The organism is Frateuria sp. GZRR35 (assembly GCF_051900415.1).
In the GTDB taxonomy this organism is placed as follows: domain Bacteria; phylum Pseudomonadota; class Gammaproteobacteria; order Xanthomonadales; family Rhodanobacteraceae; genus Frateuria_A.
The window spans coordinates 211394-231811 of record NZ_JBHZGL010000003.1 but is presented as its reverse complement, the minus strand read 5'-3'; the positions used below and the strand labels follow the sequence as shown (position 1 = coordinate 231811).

Genomic DNA, 20418 nt, shown 5'->3' with positions numbered 1-20418 from the left:
CTTCACGCGATGCTTCCCTTATTTCATGCGCCATGCCCAGCACTTACTCCGCCGAGCTCGTCGCGCTCGAAGGCCCGGACGCGATCGCGTTCGCGCAAGCCCAGTTCAGCAGCAATCTCGCCTCGCTCGATGACGGCCACTGGCAATTCAGTGCCTGGCTCGATGCGCAGGGGCGCGTGCGTGCGCTGTTTCATTTGATTCGACTGGACGGGCAGCGCCTGCGCCTGCTGCTGCGCGGTGGCCAGGCGGAGGTGATGGCCGGTCAACTGCAGCGGTACGTGTTCCGCGCCAAGTTGCGTGCTCTCGCTCTGCCCACACAAGAGTTCGTGACCGTCGGGCCGATGCCGCTGCACACGGTCGCGGAGCAGGACGACACGCTGGTGCTCGGTTGTGGTTCGCACGGCCTGAAACTGGCGGCGCGTGGCGACGACGACTGGCGTCTGCCGCAAGTGCGTGCCGGCTGGCCATGGCTCGTGTCGCACACCGCAGACGAGCTGCTGCCGGCCTGGCTCGGCTTGGGCGCGCTGGGCGCCACGGCGCTGGACAAGGGGTGCTACCCGGGCCAGGAAATCGTCGCGCGCCTGCATTACCGCGGCGGCAGCAAGCGCCACCTTCACCGCGTTCGCCTGTCACGCATGCCGGCGCCCGGTAGCGTGCTCGCCGTGGACGGGCACTCGGCGATCCAGCTGCTGGATGCGGTGGCGGTCGATGGCGCGGCCGAAGCACTGGCGGTAGTGCACGACGACGTACAGGCCAGCCTGGCTACGGGCGTCGAGGCCGAGTTCGCGGACGGGTCCGACCGCGTGCAGGTAATCGCATTGACCGCGTAGGGTGGGCTTCAGCCCCCCCCTGGAACAGGCGATGGCGGGCTGAAGCCCACCCTACAGGCCCAGTTGCCTGCCGTAGACGTGCTGGCTCTTCTGCCGCGTGTAGCCGAGGCCTTCGTAGAACGGATGCGAGGCTTGGCGCTGTATGTTCGAACGCACGACCACCCTCCCGATGCCCTGCTCTTTGGCCCACGCTTCGGCCGCGCCGACCAGGGCGCGTCCCACGCCGCCGCGACGGACCGTGCCATCGACCACCAGGCCGGTGATCTCCACGCGTTCACCGATCTCCAGGCTTATCCGCCGCTCTGCGGCGATCCAGCCGGCCAGGCGCCCTTCCCCATCGATCACCCACACGCATTGGCGCGGGTCGCCAAGCAACGCACACAGCCGCGCAGCCATGCTCCGGGCATCGGCCGGATAACCCAACTCGCCCGCCAGCCGCGCGATCTCTGTGGCGTCCGATGCGCGTGCCGGGCGCGGCGTGCTCACGCCAGCCGCGAACCGTTGGGCACCGGCCGCTCGACCGTGGTGACGACCACGCCCGCCTCCGTGTGGAAACCGGTCAACAGGAACTGCGAGCGAAACGGACCGATCTGTTTCTCGGGAAAGTTGAGCACACCCACGATCTGCTTGCCGACCAATTGCTCGGGCGCGTAGAGCGCGGCGATCTGCGCGCTGGTCTTGCGCTCGCCATAGGGCCCGAAGTCGGCCCACACCTTCCACGCCGGCTTGCGCGCTTCCGGGAAGGCCTCCACGCGCACGATGGTGCCGGCGACGATCAGGACCTTCTCGAAGTCCGCCCAGTTGATTTCTTCCACACTCATCCTTCCAGTCTCGTTTTCAACCAATCCTGCAGCTCGGCGCGCCAGTAGCTTGCCTGCGCCGCCAGGAAGCCCAGCGGGCGGTACGTCGAGGCCAGCCCGTAATCGCAAAATTCGCGCCACGCCGGATCGCCCTCGGCAATGGCCGCCGCCAGCAGCTCCCCGGCTGCGCAGGTCGAGCTCAACCCGTGGCCACCGAACGCCTGCGCCCACCACAGGCCGTCCTCGCGCCCGCCGATCTGCGGCATCTGGTGGCGCGCGTAGCTCATCAAGCCTGACCAGGCGTAATCAACGCGTACCTCGCCCAACTGCGGGAACACGCGCAGCAGGTCGCGCCGCAGCAGCCGTTGCACGGCGCGCGGCGAGCGGTCGAGCACCGAGATGCGGCCACCCCAGAGCAGCCGCGTATCCGGCAAGGGGCGGTAGTAGTCGAACGCAAAGCGGGTGTCGTAGATGGCCGCACGCGTGGCCAGGCACGCCGCCAGGCGGTGACCCAGCGGTTCGGTCACCATCACGTAGGTCGCGATGGGCAGGATTGCGCGGTCGATCCGGCGCTCGAGCCCGGCCAGGTAGCCACCGCAGGCCAGCACCACCTGCTCGGCCCATACTTCGCCAGACGCGGTCCGCACGCGCCAGCGATCGCCCTCGCGCTGCAGCCGGCGCACGCCGCTATGCTCGTGGATGCGCACGCCCTGCCCGGCCGCAGCGCCGGCCAGGCCGATCGCGTAATTGAGTGGGTGCAGATGCAGCGCATCGCGCTCGAACAGACCGTCGTGGTAGCGCGGGCTGCGGACGAGTTCATGCAGTTGTGGTTCGGGCAACCATTCCCAGTCCACGCCACAGCGTTCCGCCAGCAGATGCTGGCGGCTTCGCAGTACGCCGGGATCGCGGAACCAGTTGGCCCAGATCACGCCGGCATCTACGGCATCGCAGGCGATCGCGTAATGTCCGATGCGCTGGCGGATGCGGTGTACGCCATCGATGGTGCGCCGGAATAGCGCCCGTGCGCGCGCGGCACCTAGCTGCTCGAACAAGGCCTGCTCGCCCAGCGAATACCCGGCGAACACGAAACCACCGTTACGCCCCGAAGCGCCAAAGCCGACCTGTTCGCGTTCCAGCAGCACTACGTCCTGCAGCCCGCGCTCGGCCAGACCCAACGCCGTGTTGAGGCCGGCGAAGCCACCGCCGATCACGACCACGCGCGCCTCCTGGCGGCCGAGGAGTGGCGCATACGGTTCGTACGGCGTAGCCGTGGCTCGGTAATAGGAAAGAGCGGGCGACCGCGTCATGGGCTCGGACCAGTCGGACGACGGCTGAGCATATCGCGGGCGCCGGCGGTGTTCGACCGGGCCGGCGGGCGTGGTGCCGACGCTGCCTGAGTGGATGCAATGGCCCGTGAGGTACAGGAGCCCGCTTTCGGGCAAGGCTCCTGGCTAAACCAAGAGCATCGCCCGCCAGCGCGGGCTTCTGCTCCGGGTGTCGACGAGCGTCAGAGCTGCCCGGCAAATTCGCGCACCACCGGTGCGAGCTTGGGATCCTGCATGGCCATGTGCATGGTGGCGCGGACCAGGCCGGCCTTGTTACCGCAGTCGAAACGAGTGCCCTCGAAGCGGTACGCGAGCACCTTACCCTGCTCGGTCAGCAGCGCTTCGATGGCGTCGGTGAGCTGGATCTCGCCGCCGGCGCCCGGCTGGGTCTGTTCCAGCAGTTCGAAGATGCGGCCGGGCAAAACGTAGCGGCCGACGACGGCGAGGTTCGACGGCGCATCGGCAGGCTTGGGCTTTTCGACCATGTAGCGGATACGCGCGCTGCGCTGATCAATCGGCTCGGCGTCGACGATGCCGTATTTGTCGGTCTGGTCGTGCGGTACTTCCTCGACCGCGATCACGCCGGCGTTCTCCGATTCGGCCAGCGCGGCCATCTGGCCCAGCGCGCCCTTGCCGCGGTTCCAGATCAGATCGTCCGGGAGGATGATGCCGAACGGCTCGTTGCCCACGACCGGCTTGGCACAGAGCACCGCGTGGCCCAGGCCATGCGCCTCGGGTTGGGTGACGAAGATCGCGCGCACGTTGCACGGCAGTGTGCCCTGCACCAGTGCGAGCAGTTCATCCTTGCCCTTTTCCTCCAGCTTGGCCTCCAGTTCGTAGGCCTTGTCGAAGTAGTCGGCGATGGCGTGCTTGTAACGGTTGGTGACGAACACCAGGGTGTCGGCGCCGGCGTCCACGGCCTCATCGACCGCGTACTGGATCAGCGGCTTGTCCAGCACCGGCAACATTTCCTTGGCGACGACCTTGGTCGCGGGCAGGAAACGGGTGCCGAGGCCGGCCACGGGGAACACCACCTTGCGCAACGGCTTGGTCACTCAACTTTCTCCTGTTTCGATACGGCCCTGTTCGATACGTCCCGCCTCGCGACGGATGGACACCACATTGTCTGGCTGAGCCACGTCGCTCCAGCGGAACGATGGCAACAAGCTCGAAACGCAACGCCGCAGCTCCTCTTCGTTGAAGGCGGCGGTAGCCTCGACGGCCTTGTTGAGCCAGGCCTGCAGCAACTCCCACGAGACCTCGCGGTGCTGCGCGAGGAAGATCTTGGCATGTGCCGTCGCGCTGTAGTTCTCGAGCTGGTGGAAGAGCTCTTCGAACAGCTTCTCGCCAGCGCGCAGTCCGGTGTAGACCAGCGGCACCTCGGTGCCCGGCTTCTTGCCGGCGAGCCGGATCATCTGTTCGGCCAGATCGCGGATCTTCACCGGCTCACCCATGTCCAGCGCGAAAATCTCGCCCCCCTGCCCCAGGCAGGCCGCCTGCAGGATCAGCTGGCAGGCTTCCGGAATGGTCATGAAGTAGCGGGTGATCTCCGGGTGGGTGATGGTCACTGGCCCGCCGTCGCGGATCTGCTGGCGGAACAACGGCACCACGGAGCCTGCCGAATCAAGCACGTTGCCGAAGCGCACGGTGATGTAGTGCGTAGCCGAATGGGCATTGAGGTTCTGGCAGTAGATTTCGGCCACGCGCTTGCAGGCGCCCATCACGCTGGTGGGGTTCACTGCCTTGTCGGTCGAGATCAGCACGAAGCATTCGACATGGAACTCGTCGGCCAGGTCCGCCACCGTGCGGGTGCCCAGCACATTGTTGCGGAAGCCGGCGCGCAACTGCTTCTGCAGCATCGGCACGTGCTTGTAGGCGGCCGCATGGAAAACCACCTGGGGCTTGGTTTCGGCGAAGGTCTTCTGCATCGCCACACGATCGCCGCAGTCGCACAGCACGCATTCGAGCAAGAGCTCGGGGTAATCGGTACGCAGTTCCTTGCCGATGCGATAGAGGTTGTATTCGCTCTGCTCGACAATGATCAGCGATTGCGCGCCAAGGCGGGCGACCTGGCGACAGAGCTCCGAACCGATCGATCCGCCGCCGCCGGTGATCAACACGCGCCGCCCCGTGAGCGTCTCGCGGATCGCCGTCCAGTCCAGCTCGACCGCGTCACGGCCGAGCAGATCCTCGATCGCGACTTCCTTGATTTCGTTGAACTGCGCGCGACCGGCCACTACGTCTTCGAGCCGCGGGACCGTGCGATAAGGCAGGCCGGTCTGGTCGCACAGCTCCACTACCCGGCGCATCTCGCCCGTGGTCGCGCCCGGCATCGCGATAAGCAGCATCTCGACCGCCGCCTCGCGCGCCAACTCCGGCAGTTGGTCGACGCAACCCAGCACGGGATGACCGTTGATCGAAGCGCCACGCAAGCGGGTCTTGTCGTCGACAAAGCCAATCACGCTGAAGCGGCCATCGTGGCGCAAGTCGCGCGAAAGCGCCTCGGCCGCCCGGTTCGCGCCCACGATGAGCACGCGCTTGGACGCGCGCGCGCTGAACAAATCGAGCCGACTGTCCTTCCAGAACCGGTATGCAAGACGCGGCAGGCCGAGCAACAGGGTAAGGACGGCCGGATAGAGCAACAGCACCGAGCGCGGCACGCCATCCATGCGCTCGTAGAGGAACAACGTCAACCCGATGGACAGCGTCCCGAATACCGCCGCCTTGAGGATGTTCCACAGGTCGGGGAGGCTGGCAAAGCGCCAGACGCCCTTGTACAGGCCCGTCCAGGTGAACATCAGGCCCTGCATCGCCAGCACGATGGGAAATTCGAACACGTCGAAGCTACCATCCTGGCCGGGCACCGTGGCGTAACGCAGCGCTTTGGCGATCCACCAGGCGAAACCGGCCATCGCCAGGTCATGCACGACCACGGCGACCCGCGGATGGATGAGGGCGATCCATTTACGTGGCGACATGACGATCCTTCAACGATGCGCGCCGCATGCAGCGGCGCTTGATAACGATCCATGTTGCGCCCGCCACCGTATAGACGGCGGCACAGGCGGGCAATGCCATGGCCGGGAGTTGCCTCGCGACAACCGCCGCAGGTGCGGCGACGAGCAGGTTCCAAACCAGGTACCACGCGGCAGCGCGCGCATGCGTGCGGCCGGATCGTACCAGCCACTGGTACAGATGCTCGCGATGCGGAGCATACCAGCGCCTGCCGCGTAGGAAGCGGTTCAGCAACGTCAAGCTGGCATCGGCAACAAAAGCGGACCCGAGGATGAGTGCTGGCCACAGCAGGTCCGGTTCAATCCGCCACAACATGGCCCCAAGGGCGAACAGCAACAGGCCCACGCTGCCGCTTCCCACGTCGCCCATGAAAATGCGCGCCGGTGGTCGGTTGTAGAGCCAGAACCCGAAGCAGCCCGCGGCAACCACGAACCCCGCGCCCGCCAATGCAGGCTGGGCGACACTGGCTGCGAGGCAGCCGAGGCCGATGGCCACGAACATGCCCTGCTGTGCCAGCAACGCGTCGATACCATCCATGAAATTGTGCAGGTTGATACTCCAGCCGCCCGCCAATACCAACAGCGGCAGCCATGCCCAGGCAAGGCCAGCACCGGCGAGCAGCGCTGTGCTGAACAGCGTGGTCGCCAGTAGTTGGACACCCAGCCGTGGCCATTGCCGCAGCGGCCGATGGTCGTCCCACCAGCCAATCGCCGCGACCAGCAACAACGCCATGGCCAGGCTGGCGATCGTCCAGCCGGACCAGGGGCCTGGCAAGCTCAGGAACGTTCCGGGCAGGGCCACGAGACAACCGAGCACGATGCCGATGCCGCCGCCTCGCGGGGTCGGCAGCGCATGCGAGCGGCGCTGGCCGGGTTGGTCCAGCATGCCGCGGCGATGCGCATAGGCGATGGCGCCGCGTGCCGCCAACGCCGCGACCACCAGCGCGACCAGGCTCCATCCCAGCACGGTGGTGAACTGCGGTTCCCTCACTCGTTGGCAACGCCGTGGATCGGACGGATCGTGCTCCAGCCCTTGCAGCTGGGGCATTGCCAGTGGTGTGCCTTCGCGCCAAAGCCGCAGCGGCTGCAGCGGTACATGGCTTGGCCTTCGAGCAGCTTGCGGGTGAGGTCGCGCAGTATCAGGAAATTCTCGCGCGCTTCGCCCTCGATCTTGTCCATCGTGGCGTCGATCAGCGCCATCAGGCCGCGGACCGAGGGGCGCTGGCGCAGCTGGGACGTCAGGAACTCGATGCCAGCCCGCTCGCCATCGCGCTGGTTATAGAGCTTGGTCAACGCCAGCACCGGCGAGATGCCGTTGTAGCGCGCCAGGATGTCGCGCAGGAAATGCTCGGCGCGCTCCATCTGGCCGGTACGCGCGTAACTGTTGAGCAGCGGCGGCAGGATCTCCGGCACGAAGGCAATGTCCGCGCCGACCGCTGCCTCATACGCCTCGACCGCTTCGGCATGCTCGCCCGCCTCGGCATGCAATCGGCCGGTGAGCATGAAGGCACGCACGCAGTCGGCCTGGCATTCGAAGGCCTGCCGCAGGTAGTCGCGCGCTTCGGACTGCGCGCCGTGCTGGCGTGCCTGCTCGGCCAGTTCGCAATAGAACTGAGCGATCATCGGCGACTCGTCGTCGCCGGTCATTGCCTCGAGCCGGCGCGCGTGGTCGATGGCTTTGTGCCAGTCGCGCTCGTGCTGGTAGATCGCCACCAGGTGCCGCAATGCCGACGGCGCGTGTGCGTTCATGGCGACCAGGTCGGAGAACAATGCCTCGGCACGGTCGAGCAGGCCGGCGCGCATGTAGTCCTCTCCCAACTCCAGCAACGCGACCGTCTTCATCGCCTCACTGAGGCCCGGTCGTGAAACCAGATGCTGGTGCAGGCGGATGGCGCGATCGACCTCGCCGCGACGACGGAACAGGTTGCCCAGGGCAAGATGGGTTTCCACCGTGTCGCGGTTGTACTCGGCGAGTTTCAGGAAGACTTCGATCGCCTTGTCCTGCTCTTCGTTGAGCAGGTAGTTCAGGCCGCGGAAGTAATCGGACGACAGTTCGCTGACGCGCATGCCCGAACGGTGCACCGCCGCCCGCCGGGCCGCGAACCAGCCGCTGGCGAAAGCGGCTGGCACCAGCAGAACCAGCACATAGAGAATGCTCATGCGCGGGCCGGCGTCTTCCCGTTGGACGGCCGCGCGCGGCGCAGCACACGGCGGTGGCGCAGGCTCATGCCAAGCCAGGCGGTGAGGCCACCAAGCAGCCAGCCGATCACCAGGGCGACCAGCACCCCTGCCCCCTTGGGCATCGTTACCTGGAAGAAAGCCAGATCGTAGCTCACCGGGTCGGCATTGAGCGCGCCGACGACCACGCCGGCGACGATGAACAACGCAAGGATGAGCAAGGCAATCAATCGCATCGCGCGACTTTACCCGAATCGGCTTGAACTGGCACGGACCACAGGAATGCCGTTAAGTCCTCCCAGCAGGGGGGCCATGTGTTTGGGCTTTCGTCAAGACACGCCCCCAAGCCTGCCCTTGGATCGGCACGGTGTTGAGACCGCGCCTGCGCAAGGGCAACAAAAAGGCAGACGGCTAATGCCGCCTGCCTTGGGAAAATTCGGAAGCTCGAACTTCGTTTGGAGCGCTCAGGCCGCTTCGGTTTCTTCGGCCTGCAACGAGAGATTCACGCGCTCGCGCAGTTCCTTGCCCGGCTTGAAATGCGGCACGTGCTTGCCCGGCAGGGCCACCGCATCGCCGGTCTTGGGGTTGCGCCCCATGCGCGGCGGCCGGTAATGCAGCGCAAAGCTGCCGAAGCCGCGGACCTCGATGCGCTCACCCTGTGCCAGGGCATGGCTCATCTGCTCGATCACGCTCTTGACCGCAAGCTCCACGTCGCTGAACGCGAGGTGGGTCTGGCGCCTGGCGAGCGCCTCGATCAGTTCGGATTTGGTCATGGGTCCCCAATGTCCGTGACGTTCAAACGACGGGGCGGCCTGGGGCCGCCCCGCTTCGTACTCAAGTCATTGTAATCCTAAAGGAATTACTCGGACTTATTGAGCTGCTCCTTGAGCAGCGCGCCCAGCTTGGTGGTGCCGCCGGCCGCGGAGCCGTACTCGGCCATCGCGTCCTGCAGGTCTTCCTCGTCCTTGGCGCGGATCGAGAGCGCCAGCTGGCGACCCTTGCGGTCCATGCCAGTGAACTTGGCTTCGACCTTGTCGCCCACCTTCAGGTGCTGGGTGGCGTCGTCGATGCGCTCCTTGGCGATGTCGTTGGCGCGCAGGTAACCCTCCACGCCCTCGCCCAGGTCGATCACGGCGCCCTTGGCGTCGACTTCCTTGACCGTGCCATTGACGATCGTGCCGCGCGGATTGTTCGCCATGAACTGGCCGAACGGATCCTGCTCCATCTGCTTGATGCCCAGCGAGATGCGCTCGCGCTCCGGATCGACCGCCAGCACCACCGCCTCGATCTCGTCGCCTTTCTTGAAGTTGCGCACGAGGTCTTCGCCGGACGCCTGCCAGGAGATGTCGGACAGGTGCACCAGGCCGTCGATGCCGCCTTCCAGGCCGATGAAGATGCCGAAGTCGGTGATCGACTTGATCTGGCCGGACACCTTGTCGTTCTTCTTGTGCATGGCGGCGAACGCTTCCCACGGATTGGAACGCGTCTGCTTGATGCCCAGCGAGATGCGGCGACGCTCTTCGTCCACGTCCAGCACCATCACTTCGGTCTCGTCGCCGACCTGCACGACCTTGGCCGGATTGACGTTCTTGTTGGTCCAGTCCATCTCGGACACGTGCACCAGGCCCTCGACGCCCGGCTCGATCTCGACGAAGCAGCCGTAATCGGTGACGTTGGAGACCTTGCCGAAGATGCGGCTGCCGACCGGGTAGCGGCGCGAGATCGCGACCCACGGATCGTCGCCCAACTGCTTCAGGCCCAGCGACACGCGGTTGCGCTCGCGGTCGTACTTGAGCACGCGCACGTCCAGCTCGTCGCCGACGTTGACCACCTCGGACGGATGGCGCACGCGCTTCCACGCCATGTCGGTGATGTGCAGCAGGCCGTCGATGCCGCCCAGGTCCACGAACGCGCCGTAGTCGGTGAGGTTCTTGACCGTGCCCTTGACCACCGCGCCTTCGGTCAGGCGCTCCAGCAGCTTCTCGCGCTCCTCGGAGAACTCGGTCTCGACGACGGCGCGGCGGCTGACGACCACGTTGTTGCGCTTGCGGTCCAGCTTGATGATCTTGAACTCGAGATCCTTGCCCTCGAGGTACACCGGGTCACGGACCGGACGCACGTCGACCAAGGAGCCCGGCAGGAACGCGCGGACGTCCTTGATGTCGACGGTGAAGCCGCCCTTGACCTTGCCGGAAATCTTGCCGGTGATGGTCTCTTCCTTGTCGAAAGCCTGCTCGAGGTCGTCCCACACCATCGAACGCTTGGCCTTCTCGCGGGAGAGCTTGGTCTCGCCGAAGCCGTCTTCCAGGGCGTCGAGGGCAACCTTCACCTCGTCGCCAACCTGCACTTCCAGCGTGCCCTCTTCGTCCTTGAACTGCTCGATCGGGACGATGCCTTCGCTCTTGAGGCCGGCGTTGATCACGACGACGTCGTTGCGGATTTCCACAACGATACCGGTGACGATGGCACCCGGCTTCAGCTTGGCGATGGCCTGCTGGCTCTGTTCAAACAGCTCGGCAAAACTTTCAGTCATGTTGATTCCAGAAATGAGAAAAGGCCGTAGCCCCCTGTGCGCGCCGTCGGATGAAATGCGCACGGGCTAACCGGCCCACCGGTTGTGGGTGTCGCAGAAAACGCGCCCTGTGACGGACCGCCCTGTCGGCACCGTTGACCAAAACCCCCGCCGCGGCGGAGGCGCCTAAAGCCGCGTGCAGCCTTATCGGGGCTGCACGACGGCGAATACTCTCGCGACGACGACCTCGATGGGCATGCCGGTGGTATCCACCAGAACCGCATCTTCGGCCGGGCGAAGCGGGGCGACCTTACGCGACGCATCGCGTTCGTCGCGCGCCTCGATCTCGCGATGAAGGGCTGCAAGTGTAACGTTCAGCCCCTTTTCCTTCAACTGCTTATAGCGCCTTTTCGCCCGCTCGGCGGCACTGGCCGTGAGGAACACCTTGAAGGGTGCGTCCGGGAAGATCACCGTACCCATGTCCCGCCCGTCGGCGACCAGGCCCGGGCTCTTGCGGAAGCCCAGTTGCAGGTCGACCAGGGCCTGCCGCACCGAGGGGATCGAGGCGATCGCCGAAGCCGCCGCACCCGCGGTCTCTGTGCGCAGCTCGTCGGTGGCGTCGTGGCCATTGACGATCACTCGCGTCTCGCCGCCATCGGCGGCTGCCTGGAAGCGGATCTTCGTGGTCTGGGCGCAACGGGTCACCGCGTCCGCGTCGGACAGGTCCAGGCCCTCGGCGCCTGCTGCATAACCGACCGCCCGGTACAGCGCGCCCGAATCGAGCAGACGCCAGCCCAGTTGCTCGGCGACCCGCCGACTGATGGTGCCCTTCCCCGATCCGGACGGCCCGTCGATAGTGAGGACCGGGACCGGCTGCGTGCGGCTCATGGGGCTCCCTTGGAATCGGCAAAACGCCATGGTAACGCGTTGACCACCCCGGGGGCGCATGCTATCTAGCCGCGCACCGCCGCTGCATCCCGAGTCATGACCGATCTTCGCCGCGAGTTCGAACAAGCCGCCGAGGATGTCAAACGGCTTGGCACCCGGCCCGACAACGATACGTTGCTCAGGCTCTATGCCCTCTACAAGCAGGGCTCGCTGGGTGACATCCAGGCCCACCCGCCCGGTTTCTTCGATTTCGTCGGCACCGCCAAACACGAGGCCTGGGCGCAGCTGGCCGGCATGCAGCAAGACGAGGCGATGCGGCGGTATATCGCCTTGGTGCGCCAGCTCCTCGCTTGAGCCCTCCCCGAATGGGGAGCAGGGCCACGCCCCTCCAAGCCATGTTCGCGGCTTGCTTTCGTCGCGCCCACCCGGCACATTCATACGATCGTTTGAATGGACGCCGGCATGCATTATCCGCACCTGTTCGCCCCGCTGGACCTGGGCCACGTCACCCTGCCCAACCGCATCCTCATGGGTTCGATGCACACGGGACTGGAAGACCGGGCGGCGGACTACGACAAGTTGGCTGCCTATTTCGCCGAACGCGCCCGGGGCGGCGTGGGCCTGATGGTGACGGGCGGCATCGCGCCCAGCATCCAGGGCTGGCTGAAACCGTTCGGTGGCCGGCTCTCGATGCCCTGGCATGTGCAGCGCCACCGCAAGCTCACCCACGCCGTGCATGCCGAGGGTGGGCACGTCTGCCTGCAGATCCTGCATGCGGGCCGCTATGGCTATCACCCCCTGTCGGTGGCGCCCTCGAAGATCAAGTCGCCGATCACGCCCTTCACGCCACGCGCCCTCTCCGCCCGCGGCGTCGAGCGTACGATCACCGATTTCGTGCGCTGTGCGCAGCTCGCCCGGGAAGCCGGCTACGACGGCGTGGAGGTGATGGGCTCGGAGGGCTACCTGATCAACCAGTTCCTGGCCGCGCGTACCAACCATCGCGACGATGCCTGGGGCGGCGATGCCACCGGACGCATGCGCTTTCCGGTCGAGATCGTGCGGCGCACGCGCGAGGCGCTAGGGCGCGACTTCATCATCATCTACCGCTTGTCCATGCTGGAACTGGTCGAGGGCGGCCAGTCCTGGGACGAGATCGTCCTGCTGGCCAAGGCCATCGAAGCGGCGGGTGCCAGCATCATCAACACCGGCATCGGCTGGCACGAGGCGCGCGTGCCGACGATCGTCACCTCGGTGCCACGCGCCGGCTTCGCCTGGGTCACCCAGCGGCTCAAGCGCGAGGTCGGTCTGCCACTGGTGGCCACCAATCGCATCAACATGCCCGATGTGGCCGAGCGGGTGCTTGTCACCGGCGAGGCGGACATGGTCTCGATGGCGCGCCCGTTCCTGGCTGATCCGGACTGGGCGGCCAAGGCACGTTCCGGCCGTGGCGCGGCCATCAACACGTGCATCGCCTGCAATCAGGCCTGCCTCGATCACGTATTCCAGAACAAGCGCGCCAGTTGCCTGGTCAACCCGCGCGCCTGCCACGAAACCGAACTGGTGGTCGGGCCGGCTGCGCAGCCAAAGCGCATCGCCGTGGTCGGCGCTGGCCCGGCCGGGCTGGCCTGCGCCACCACACTGGCCGAGCGAGGGCATGCGGTGACGCTTTTCGAACAGGCAGCCGACATCGGCGGCCAGTTCAACTACGCCAAGCGCATTCCCGGCAAGGAGGAGTTCCACGAAACGCTGCGCTACTACCGCCATCGCATGTCCGAACTGGGCGTGGAGCAGCGGCTAGGCCGCCGGGCGGGCGTGGAGGAACTGCGCAGCTTCGACGAGATCGTGGTCGCCACCGGCGTCACGCCGCGGCAGGTCCGTTTTCCCGGCAGCGACGACCCGCGCGTGCTCGGCTACCTGGACGTGCTCGCCCACGATCACCCGGTGGGTCCGCGGGTAGCCATCATTGGCGCCGGGGGCATCGGTTTTGACGTGGCCGAGTTCCTGGTCGAGCAGCCACCCTCCCCTGCGCTGGATCCCGTTCGCTGGGCGCAGGCCTGGGGCGTGGATCGTACGCTGGCCGCCCGCGGCGGCCTGATTGCTCCGGCGCCGGAATCGCCCGCACGGCAGGTCTGGCTGCTGCAACGGAGCGAAGGCCGTCCCGGCGCCCGCCTCAACAAGACCACCGGCTGGGTGCATCGGTCCACGCTCAAGGCCCATCAGGTGCAGATGCTTGGCGGCGTGCACTACGAGCGCTTCGACGACGCGGGCCTGCACATTCTGCTGGACGGCAAGCCGCAGGTGCTGCCGGTCGACAACGTGGTGGTCTGTGCGGGTCAGGAGCCGGCCCGGGGCCTGGCCGATGCCCTGCTTGCCGCCGGTTTCAAGCCCCACGTTATCGGCGGCGCCGACGTCGCGGCGGAGCTCGATGCCAAGCGGGCGATCGCTCAGGGCACGCGACTGGCCGCGGCGCTTTAGCGAAAGCGGAAAAAGAAAGCGCTCCGCGAACGACGCGTCGGTGCCGGCTCTGGGGGAGGAGGACCGGGACCGCGGGGATAGCGTCGCTGCGGAGCGAGGGTCACCGCCACCTGGGGGGAGGGGGAAGGTGGCGGGACGAGGCAAACGATACCCTCGTCACAAACACCCTTCCAATATATATTTGCATACCGATTTATTTGCGAATCGACTATGTTCGACTTCCGCCAGCTTCGCTATTTCGTGGCCGTCGCCGAGGAACTGAGCTTCACCCGCGCCGCTCAGCGCCTGCACATCTCCCAGCCCCCGCTGTCGCAGCAGATCCAGGCACTGGAGCACGATCTGGGCACCCGCCTGTTCGACCGGGACAAGCGCAACGTCGCACTGACCGAGCCTGGGCGCATCCTGCTGGAGCAGGCGCGGCAGATCCTGAGCCAGGCCGAACAGGCCCGCGCCCACGTAAGCGACGCGGCGGCAGGCTTCAGCGGAGCACTGCGGCTGGCTTACACGATCTCGGTCACCTTCCACCGAGCGCTGCCGCAGACCCTGCTGCGCTTCCGCCAGCACGTGCCGAAGGTTCGGATGCAGTTGCAGGAGATGTACAGCGAACCGCAATTCACCGCCTTGCGCGCCGACCAGATCGACGTCGGTTTCGTGCGTGACGAGCCGCGCCACGAATCGGACGCCCGTACGCTGCGGATCGACGTGATCGACTATGAACCGCTGGTGCTGGCCGTGCCTTGCGGCCATCCGCTCTCGGGGAAGGACAGCGTGCAGTTCGGTGCTCTGTCCAACGAAGTGTTCGTCAGCCAACCCCGGGAACTGGCCGCGACCCTGTACGACCGCCTGGTGCAGCTGGCGGGCAAGGCGGGCTTTCACCCGCTGATCGGCCAACAGGCCCAGCAGATCAATGGCTTGCTGGCGCTGGTCGCCGCCGGCATCGGGCTGGCGCTGGTGCCGGCCAGCATGCGTGCCGTTCAGCTGGGCGGCGTCAGTTACGTCTCGCTGGAAGATCCAGACGCCTACCTCCTGTTGGCGGTCGCCAGCCGCAAGGACAACCCGTCCCCGGTACTGGCCAAGTTCCTGCAGATCGTCAAGGGTGTGGAAGACGCAGACTTGTGAAGCCGGCCAACTGTGGCTACACTTAGCGGCTTGAATTTTCCCGAATTGTCCCAGGAGCTGGCCGTGAAGGTGCTTTCCTCTTTGAAGTCCGCCAAGCAGCGGCACCGTGACTGCAAGGTCGTGCGCCGTCGCGGCAAGGTCTTCGTGATCTGCAAGAGCAACCCGCGTTTCAAGGCGCGCCAGCGCTAAGCCTTCCGGGTTGACACAAAAAAGGCCGCTCGAAGCGGCCTTTTTTGTTGCCTGCGTTTCTGGCCAGGACACGCAGAATGGGCATCAGCCGACCATCGCAGTTACGGCAGGGTGGGCTGGAGCCCACCCTGCCCATCCTGGCCGCTTACTCGTAGCGGACGCCGGTGATCTCGTAGTGCTTGACGCCGTTGGGCGCCCTGAACTCGAAGCTGTCGCCTTCGCTTTTGCCGATCAGCGCCCGAGCGATCGGCGAGGAAACGGCGATAAGGCGTTGCTTGATGTCCGCTTCCAGGTCACCCACGATCTGGTAGGTCACCGCGTCGCCTGAATCTTCGTCCTCCAGATCCACGGTGGCGCCGAACACCACCTTGCTGCCGGCGCCAAGCCGCGACACGTCGATCACTTCGGCGGTCGACAGCGAAGCCTCGAGCTCGGCGATGCGCCCCTCGATGAAGCTCTGCTGCTCGCGCGCGGCGTGATACTCGGCGTTTTCCTTCAGGTCGCCGTGGGCGCGGGCCTCGGCGATCGCCGCGATGATGCGCGGACGCTCAACCGACTTGAGGCGCTCCAGTTCACCGCGAAGGCGTTCTGAACCGGCCTTGGTCATGGGGGCGCGACTCATGCGGACAGCTCCTTGTGCAGTTCCTGCAGGCTGTGCACGTCCGCCTCGCCGTGGAAATCCAGCGAGTGGACGAGCGCACGCGCGCCTGCCACGGTGGTCGAGTAGGTGACGCGGTGCTGCAAGGCTTCGCGCCGGATCGAGAACGAGTCGGCGATCGCCTGCTTGCCCTCGGTCGTGTTGACGATATAGACGATCTCGCCGTTCTTGATCAGGTCGACGATGTGCGGCCGGCCCTCGAGCACCTTGTTGATGCGCTCGCATGGAACCTCGTGTTCGTTGAGGAAGGCCGCCGTGCCGCTGGTGGCGACCAGGCTGAAACCGCGGGCAAGGACTTCCTTTGCGACCGGCAGCAGGCGTTCCTTGTCCGCGTCACGCACCGACAGGAAGACCTTGCCCCTGGCCGGCGCCTTGATGCCTGCCGCTTCATGGCCGCGCGCGAAAGCTGCCCCGAACTTGCGGCCCACGCCCATGACCTCGCCGGTCGAACGCATTTCCGGCCCCAGAATCGGGTCGACGTTCTGGAACTTCAGGAACGGGAAGATGGCTTCCTTCACCGAGAAGTAATCGGGGATGACTTCCCGTGTCGCATCCTGGCTTGCCAGCGTGCGGCCTGCCATGCAGCGGGCCGCGATCTTGGCCAGCGGCACGCCCGTGGCCTTGGAGACGAAGGGCACCGTGCGCGAAGCGCGCGGATTCACTTCCAGGATGTACACCGTGTCGCCCTGGATCGCGAACTGCGTATTCATCAGGCCGACGACCTTGAGCTCCTTGGCCATCGCGGCGGCCTGGCGGCGAAGCTCATCCTGGATTTCGGCCGATAGCGAGTACGGCGGCAGCGAGCAGGACGAATCGCCCGAATGCACGCCGGCCTCTTCGATGTGCTCCATGATGCCGCCGACCAGCACGTTGCCCTCGGCGTCGGCAATGATGTCGACGTCGACCTCGACGGCGTGGTCGAGGAAGCGGTCCAGCAGCACTGGCGAATCGTTGGACACCTGCACCGCCTCGCGGATGTAGCGCGAAAGATCGGCGTCGTCGTAGACCACTTCCATGGCGCGGCCGCCCAGCACGTAGCTCGGGCGCACCACCATCGGATAGCCGATCTCGCGCGCCAGCGCGAGCGCCTCGTCGGCGTTGCGCGCGGTGCGGTTCGGCGGCTGGCGCAGGCCCAGCTTGTGGATCATCTGCTGGAATCGCTCGCGGTCTTCAGCCAGGTCGATGGAATCAGGCGAGGTGCCAATCACCGGCACGCCCGCGGCTTCCAGCGCGCGTGCGAGCTTGAGCGGCGTCTGGCCGCCGTACTGCACGATCACGCCCTTGGGCTTCTCCAGCTCGACGATCTCCAGCACGTCTTCCAGCGTCAGCGGCTCGAAGTACAGACGGTCGGAGGTGTCGTAGTCGGTCGAGACGGTTTCCGGGTTGCAGTTGACCATGATGGTCTCGAACCCGTCCTCGCGCAGGGCGAGCGCCGCATGCACGCAGCAGTAGTCGAACTCGATGCCCTGGCCGATGCGGTTGGGGCCGCCACCCAGCACCACGATCTTCTCGCGGTCGGACGGGTTGGCCTCGCACTCTTCCTCGTAGGTCGAGTACATGTACGCCGTGCTGGTGGCAAATTCCGCGGCGCAGGAATCCACGCGCTTGTACACGGGGCGCACGCCCAGCGTGTGGCGCAGGTGGCGCACGGCCGCTTCGTCCGTGTTGAGCAACTGTGCAATGCGCGCGTCGGCAAAACCCATGCGCTTCAACTCGCGCATGCGCGGCGCGTTCAGCGCGGTCATGCCCTGCGCCTTGACCTCCTTCTCGGTGAGGACGATGTCCTCGAAGGCGGCCAGGAACCATGGGTCGATGCGGCTGCAGTCGAAGATCTCTTCCAGCGACAGGCCCGCGCGGAAGGCGTCGGCTACGTAGAACACGCGCTCTGGACGCGGTTCGCGCAGTTCGCGCCGGACCCTCGCCTGGCCCTCGGCGCTGGCCAGGTCCAGGCCCGTCGGGTTGAGGCCCGTCTTGCCGATCTCCAGCCCGCGCAGCGCCTTCTGCAGCGACTCGTGGAAGGTGCGGCCCATGGCCATCACCTCGCCCACCGACTTCATCTGCGTGGTCAGGCGCGCATCGGCCGAAGGAAACTTCTCGAACGCAAAGCGCGGAATCTTGGTGACCACGTAGTCGATGGTCGGCTCGAACGAGGCCGGCGTGAGGCCGCCGGTGATGTCGTTCTTCAGCTCGTCCAGCGTGTAGCCCACGGCGAGCTTGGCAGCGACCTTGGCGATCGGGAAACCGGTCGCCTTGGAGGCCAGCGCGGACGAACGCGACACGCGCGGGTTCATCTCGATCACCACCACGCGGCCATTCTCGGCATTGATGCCGAACTGCACGTTGGAACCGCCGGTGTCCACACCGATCTTGCGCAACACTGCAAGACTGGCATCACGCAGGCGCTGGTATTCCTTGTCGGTGAGCGTCTGCGCCGGCGCCACGGTGATCGAGTCGCCGGTATGCACGCCCATCGGGTCGAGGTTCTCGATCGAGCAGACGATGATGCAGTTGTCCGCATGATCGCGGACCACTTCCATCTCGAATTCCTTCCAGCCGAGCACCGATTCCTCGACCAGCACTTCATGCACCGGCGAAAGCTCGAGACCGCGCTTGACGATCTCCTCGAACTCCTCGACGTTGTAGGCGATGCCGCCACCGGAGCCGCCCAGGGTGAAGCTCGGACGGATGATGGTCGGGAAGCCGACCCGCGTCTGGATGTCGACGGCCTGCTCGTAGCTGCGCGCCACTTCCGCCTTCGGGCAGTCCAGGCCGATCTCGGCCATCGCCTGCTTGAACAGCTCGCGGTCTTCGGCCATGCGGATGGCATCGCGCGAGGCGCCGATCAGCTCGACGCCATGCTTCTCGAGCACCCCGTTGTCGGCCAGGTCCAGCGCGCAATTGAGCGCGGTCTGGCCGCCCATCGTCGGCAGCACCGCGTCGGGCTTTTCCTTGGCGATGATGCGCTCGACCGTCTGCCAGTTGATCGGCTCGATGTAGACCGCGTCGGCCATCTCCGGGTCGGTCATGATCGTGGCCGGGTTGGAGTTGACCAGGATCACCCGGTAGCCCTCCTCCCGCAGTGCTTTGCACGCCTGCGCGCCGGAGTAGTCGAACTCGCAGGCCTGGCCGATCACGATCGGGCCGGCGCCGATGATCAGCACGCTCTTGATGTCAGTGCGCTTGGGCATTAGCGGGCCTCCTGCATGAGCTGCGCGAAGCGCGCGAAGAGATAGCCGACGTCATGCGGACCAGGCGCTGCTTCCGGGTGGCCCTGGAAGCAGAACGCCGGGCGGTCGGTGAGCGCGAAGCCCTGCAGCGAACCGTCGAACAACGAGGTGTGGGTGACGCGCACGTTGGCCGGCAGCGTGGCCGGATCCACCGCGAAGCCGTGGTTCTGGCTGGTGATCAGCACGCGCCCGTCGTCGTGGTCCTTCACCGGGTGGTTGGCGCCGTGGTGGCCGAACTTCATCTTGATGGTCTTCGCGCCCAGCGCCAGGCCCATCAGCTGGTGACCCAGGCAGATGCCGAACAGCGGAATCTTCGCTTCCAGAAATGCCTTGGTCGCCGCGATGGCGTAGTCGCACGCGGCCGGGTCGCCCGGGCCGTTGGAGAGGAACACGCCGTCGGGCTTCATCGCCAGCACGTCAGCGGCGGGCGTCTGCGCCGGCACCACGGTGATGTCGCAGCCGTGGCTGGCGAGCAGGCGCAGGATATTGAGCTTGGTGCCGTAGTCGTAGGCGACGACCTTGTAGCGCGTGGTCGGCTCGGTGAACGCGGCGCGGTCGAGGTTGTACACGCCTTCGGTCCAGCGGTACGGCTCGCGCACGCTGACCACCTTGGCCAGGTCCATGCCGTTGAGGCCCGGGAAGGCGCGCGCCTTGGCCAGGGCCGTCTCGGCGTCGATGCCCTCGCCCGCCAGAATGCAGCCGTTCAGCGCACCCTTGTCGCGCAGGATGCGGGTCAGGCGGCGGGTGTCGATGCCGGCGATCGCCACGATGTTCTGGCGCGCCAGGTACTCGGGCAGGCTCTCGGTGCTGCGCCAGTTGCTCGGCCGGCGCGGAACATCGCGCACGATCAGGCCGGCGGCCTGCACGCGCGTGGACTCGGCGTCGGCCGGGTTCACGCCGGTGTTGCCCACGTGGGGATAGGTCAGGGTGACTATCTGGCGGGCATAGGAGGGATCGGTGAGGATCTCCTGGTAGCCCGTCATCGCTGTATTGAAAACCACCTCGCCGACGGTTTCGCCAGTCGCGCCCACGGCGTGGCCGTGGAACACGCTGCCATCTTCGAGGGCAAGCAGAGCGGGAATGGGCATGGGGGAGCCGCCTTTAGGTGCAGCAAAGTCCGCAAGCCGCTGCTAGCAGGCTTGTGGACCTTGGGTCGGAAGAAGTCTCGGGCGGGTCGCAATGATAGGTGCGAGGGCCGATTCT

The 20418-nt window shown here is 66.2% G+C and carries 19 protein-coding genes; 5 read left to right on the top strand and 14 right to left on the bottom strand.

The genetic code is table 11. The features are described 5' to 3' along the window. Positions 1-32: 32 nt before the first annotated feature. Positions 33-830, top strand: coding sequence for a CAF17-like 4Fe-4S cluster assembly/insertion protein YgfZ (ygfZ, locus tag ACFWZ3_RS05695; protein ID WP_439706777.1), 798 nt, complete (start codon positions 33-35; stop codon positions 828-830). A 51-nt stretch (positions 831-881) separates the two neighbouring features. On the opposite strand, the gene ACFWZ3_RS05690 is transcribed toward ygfZ, so the two are convergent. The 11 genes from ACFWZ3_RS05690 to cmk all read right to left on the bottom strand — a co-directional run bounded on the left by ACFWZ3_RS05690 (position 882) and on the right by cmk (position 11547). Next, positions 882-1316, bottom strand: a complete 435-nt coding sequence (locus tag ACFWZ3_RS05690; protein WP_439706776.1) for a GNAT family N-acetyltransferase — start codon at positions 1314-1316, stop codon at positions 882-884. Next, entirely contained in the window at positions 1313-1651 is a 339-nt protein-coding gene (locus tag ACFWZ3_RS05685) for a tRNA-binding protein (protein ID WP_439706775.1), read from the bottom strand. Before ACFWZ3_RS05685 ends, ACFWZ3_RS05690 begins: the two co-directional genes overlap by 4 nt. Then, positions 1648-2937: an NAD(P)/FAD-dependent oxidoreductase gene (locus ACFWZ3_RS05680; protein ID WP_439706774.1), complete on the bottom strand. Its 1290-nt coding sequence runs from the start codon at positions 2935-2937 to the stop codon at positions 1648-1650. Before ACFWZ3_RS05680 ends, ACFWZ3_RS05685 begins: the two co-directional genes overlap by 4 nt. 200 nt (positions 2938-3137) lie before the next feature. Beyond that, positions 3138-4010 carry a UTP--glucose-1-phosphate uridylyltransferase GalU gene (gene galU, locus ACFWZ3_RS05675; RefSeq protein ID WP_439706773.1) on the bottom strand — a complete coding sequence of 291 codons (873 nt, stop codon included), beginning with the start codon at positions 4008-4010 and terminating at the stop codon, positions 3138-3140. Next, positions 4011-5933, bottom strand: coding sequence for a polysaccharide biosynthesis protein (locus ACFWZ3_RS05670; protein ID WP_439706772.1), 1923 nt, complete (start codon positions 5931-5933; stop codon positions 4011-4013). It abuts the gene before it with no gap. Beyond that, a complete protein-coding gene (locus tag ACFWZ3_RS05665; protein ID WP_439706771.1) occupies positions 5920-7017 on the bottom strand; it encodes an MraY family glycosyltransferase in 1098 nt (365 codons plus the stop codon). Before ACFWZ3_RS05665 ends, ACFWZ3_RS05670 begins: the two co-directional genes overlap by 14 nt. After that, on the bottom strand, positions 6957-8129 hold the full coding sequence (gene lapB / locus ACFWZ3_RS05660; RefSeq protein WP_439706770.1) for a lipopolysaccharide assembly protein LapB: 1173 nt from the start codon (positions 8127-8129) through the stop codon (positions 6957-6959). The genes ACFWZ3_RS05665 and lapB overlap by 61 nt, the downstream gene beginning before the upstream one ends. Further along, on the bottom strand, positions 8126-8383 hold the full coding sequence (locus ACFWZ3_RS05655; RefSeq protein ID WP_439706769.1) for a LapA family protein: 258 nt from the start codon (positions 8381-8383) through the stop codon (positions 8126-8128). The genes lapB and ACFWZ3_RS05655 overlap by 4 nt, the downstream gene beginning before the upstream one ends. 228 nt (positions 8384-8611) lie before the next feature. Then, entirely contained in the window at positions 8612-8920 is a 309-nt protein-coding gene (locus ACFWZ3_RS05650) for an integration host factor subunit beta (protein ID WP_209622964.1), read from the bottom strand. 86 nt (positions 8921-9006) lie between these two features. After that, positions 9007-10680, bottom strand: a complete 1674-nt coding sequence (gene rpsA / locus ACFWZ3_RS05645) for a 30S ribosomal protein S1 (RefSeq protein ID WP_209622963.1) — start codon at positions 10678-10680, stop codon at positions 9007-9009. A gap of 183 nt (positions 10681-10863) precedes the next feature. Further along, positions 10864-11547, bottom strand: coding sequence for a (d)CMP kinase (cmk, locus tag ACFWZ3_RS05640; RefSeq protein WP_439706768.1), 684 nt, complete (start codon positions 11545-11547; stop codon positions 10864-10866). A gap of 96 nt (positions 11548-11643) precedes the next feature. On the opposite strand from cmk, the gene ACFWZ3_RS05635 reads away from it, so the two are divergent. The 4 genes from ACFWZ3_RS05635 (at position 11644) to ykgO (ending at position 15330) form a co-directional block, all read left to right on the top strand. Next, on the top strand, positions 11644-11901 hold the full coding sequence (locus tag ACFWZ3_RS05635; protein WP_439706767.1) for an acyl-CoA-binding protein: 258 nt from the start codon (positions 11644-11646) through the stop codon (positions 11899-11901). A gap of 108 nt (positions 11902-12009) precedes the next feature. After that, a complete protein-coding gene (locus ACFWZ3_RS05630) occupies positions 12010-14022 on the top strand; it encodes an FAD-dependent oxidoreductase (RefSeq protein ID WP_439706766.1) in 2013 nt (670 codons plus the stop codon). A gap of 210 nt (positions 14023-14232) precedes the next feature. Continuing rightward, positions 14233-15141 carry a LysR substrate-binding domain-containing protein gene (locus tag ACFWZ3_RS05625; protein WP_439706765.1) on the top strand — a complete coding sequence of 303 codons (909 nt, stop codon included), beginning with the start codon at positions 14233-14235 and terminating at the stop codon, positions 15139-15141. A gap of 63 nt (positions 15142-15204) precedes the next feature. Further along, positions 15205-15330, top strand: a complete 126-nt coding sequence (gene ykgO, locus ACFWZ3_RS05620) for a type B 50S ribosomal protein L36 (protein WP_008215056.1) — start codon at positions 15205-15207, stop codon at positions 15328-15330. 145 nt (positions 15331-15475) lie between these two features. Here the strand turns inward: ykgO and greA are convergent, their stop codons facing one another. The 3 genes from greA to carA are packed head-to-tail and all read right to left on the bottom strand — an operon-like array spanning position 15476 to position 20303. Continuing rightward, positions 15476-15952, bottom strand: coding sequence for a transcription elongation factor GreA (gene greA / locus ACFWZ3_RS05615; protein ID WP_209622953.1), 477 nt, complete (start codon positions 15950-15952; stop codon positions 15476-15478). Then, the gene (gene carB / locus ACFWZ3_RS05610) at positions 15949-19176 is read right to left on the bottom strand and encodes a carbamoyl-phosphate synthase large subunit (protein ID WP_439706764.1); all 3228 of its coding nucleotides are present in this window, start codon (positions 19174-19176) and stop codon (positions 15949-15951) included. The genes greA and carB overlap by 4 nt, the downstream gene beginning before the upstream one ends. Further along, a complete protein-coding gene (gene carA / locus ACFWZ3_RS05605; RefSeq protein ID WP_439706763.1) occupies positions 19176-20303 on the bottom strand; it encodes a glutamine-hydrolyzing carbamoyl-phosphate synthase small subunit in 1128 nt (375 codons plus the stop codon). Before carA ends, carB begins: the two co-directional genes overlap by 1 nt. Between the last annotated feature and the right edge of the window lie 115 nt (positions 20304-20418).

What these genes read in the sequence shown, in the direction of transcription:
- ACFWZ3_RS05635 (WP_439706767.1), top strand. Translation starts at nt 11,644, where the DNA reads ATGACCGATCTTCGCCGCGAGTTCGAACAAGCCGCCGAGGATGTCAAA.
- ACFWZ3_RS05685 (WP_439706775.1), bottom strand. Translation starts at nt 1,651, where the DNA reads ATGAGTGTGGAAGAAATCAACTGGGCGGACTTCGAGAAGGTCCTGATC.
- cmk (WP_439706768.1), bottom strand. Translation starts at nt 11,547, where the DNA reads ATGAGCCGCACGCAGCCGGTCCCGGTCCTCACTATCGACGGGCCGTCC.
- ACFWZ3_RS05680 (WP_439706774.1), bottom strand. Translation starts at nt 2,937, where the DNA reads ATGACGCGGTCGCCCGCTCTTTCCTATTACCGAGCCACGGCTACGCCG.
- ygfZ (WP_439706777.1), top strand. Translation starts at nt 33, where the DNA reads ATGCCCAGCACTTACTCCGCCGAGCTCGTCGCGCTCGAAGGCCCGGAC.
- ACFWZ3_RS05665 (WP_439706771.1), bottom strand. Translation starts at nt 7,017, where the DNA reads ATGCCCCAGCTGCAAGGGCTGGAGCACGATCCGTCCGATCCACGGCGT.
- ACFWZ3_RS05655 (WP_439706769.1), bottom strand. Translation starts at nt 8,383, where the DNA reads ATGCGATTGATTGCCTTGCTCATCCTTGCGTTGTTCATCGTCGCCGGC.
- lapB (WP_439706770.1), bottom strand. Translation starts at nt 8,129, where the DNA reads ATGAGCATTCTCTATGTGCTGGTTCTGCTGGTGCCAGCCGCTTTCGCC.
- ACFWZ3_RS05670 (WP_439706772.1), bottom strand. Translation starts at nt 5,933, where the DNA reads ATGTCGCCACGTAAATGGATCGCCCTCATCCATCCGCGGGTCGCCGTG.
- ACFWZ3_RS05650 (WP_209622964.1), bottom strand. Translation starts at nt 8,920, where the DNA reads ATGACCAAATCCGAACTGATCGAGGCGCTCGCCAGGCGCCAGACCCAC.
- ACFWZ3_RS05630 (WP_439706766.1), top strand. Translation starts at nt 12,010, where the DNA reads ATGCATTATCCGCACCTGTTCGCCCCGCTGGACCTGGGCCACGTCACC.
- rpsA (WP_209622963.1), bottom strand. Translation starts at nt 10,680, where the DNA reads ATGACTGAAAGTTTTGCCGAGCTGTTTGAACAGAGCCAGCAGGCCATC.
- carB (WP_439706764.1), bottom strand. Translation starts at nt 19,176, where the DNA reads ATGCCCAAGCGCACTGACATCAAGAGCGTGCTGATCATCGGCGCCGGC.
- carA (WP_439706763.1), bottom strand. Translation starts at nt 20,303, where the DNA reads ATGCCCATTCCCGCTCTGCTTGCCCTCGAAGATGGCAGCGTGTTCCAC.
- ACFWZ3_RS05625 (WP_439706765.1), top strand. Translation starts at nt 14,233, where the DNA reads ATGTTCGACTTCCGCCAGCTTCGCTATTTCGTGGCCGTCGCCGAGGAA.
- greA (WP_209622953.1), bottom strand. Translation starts at nt 15,952, where the DNA reads ATGAGTCGCGCCCCCATGACCAAGGCCGGTTCAGAACGCCTTCGCGGT.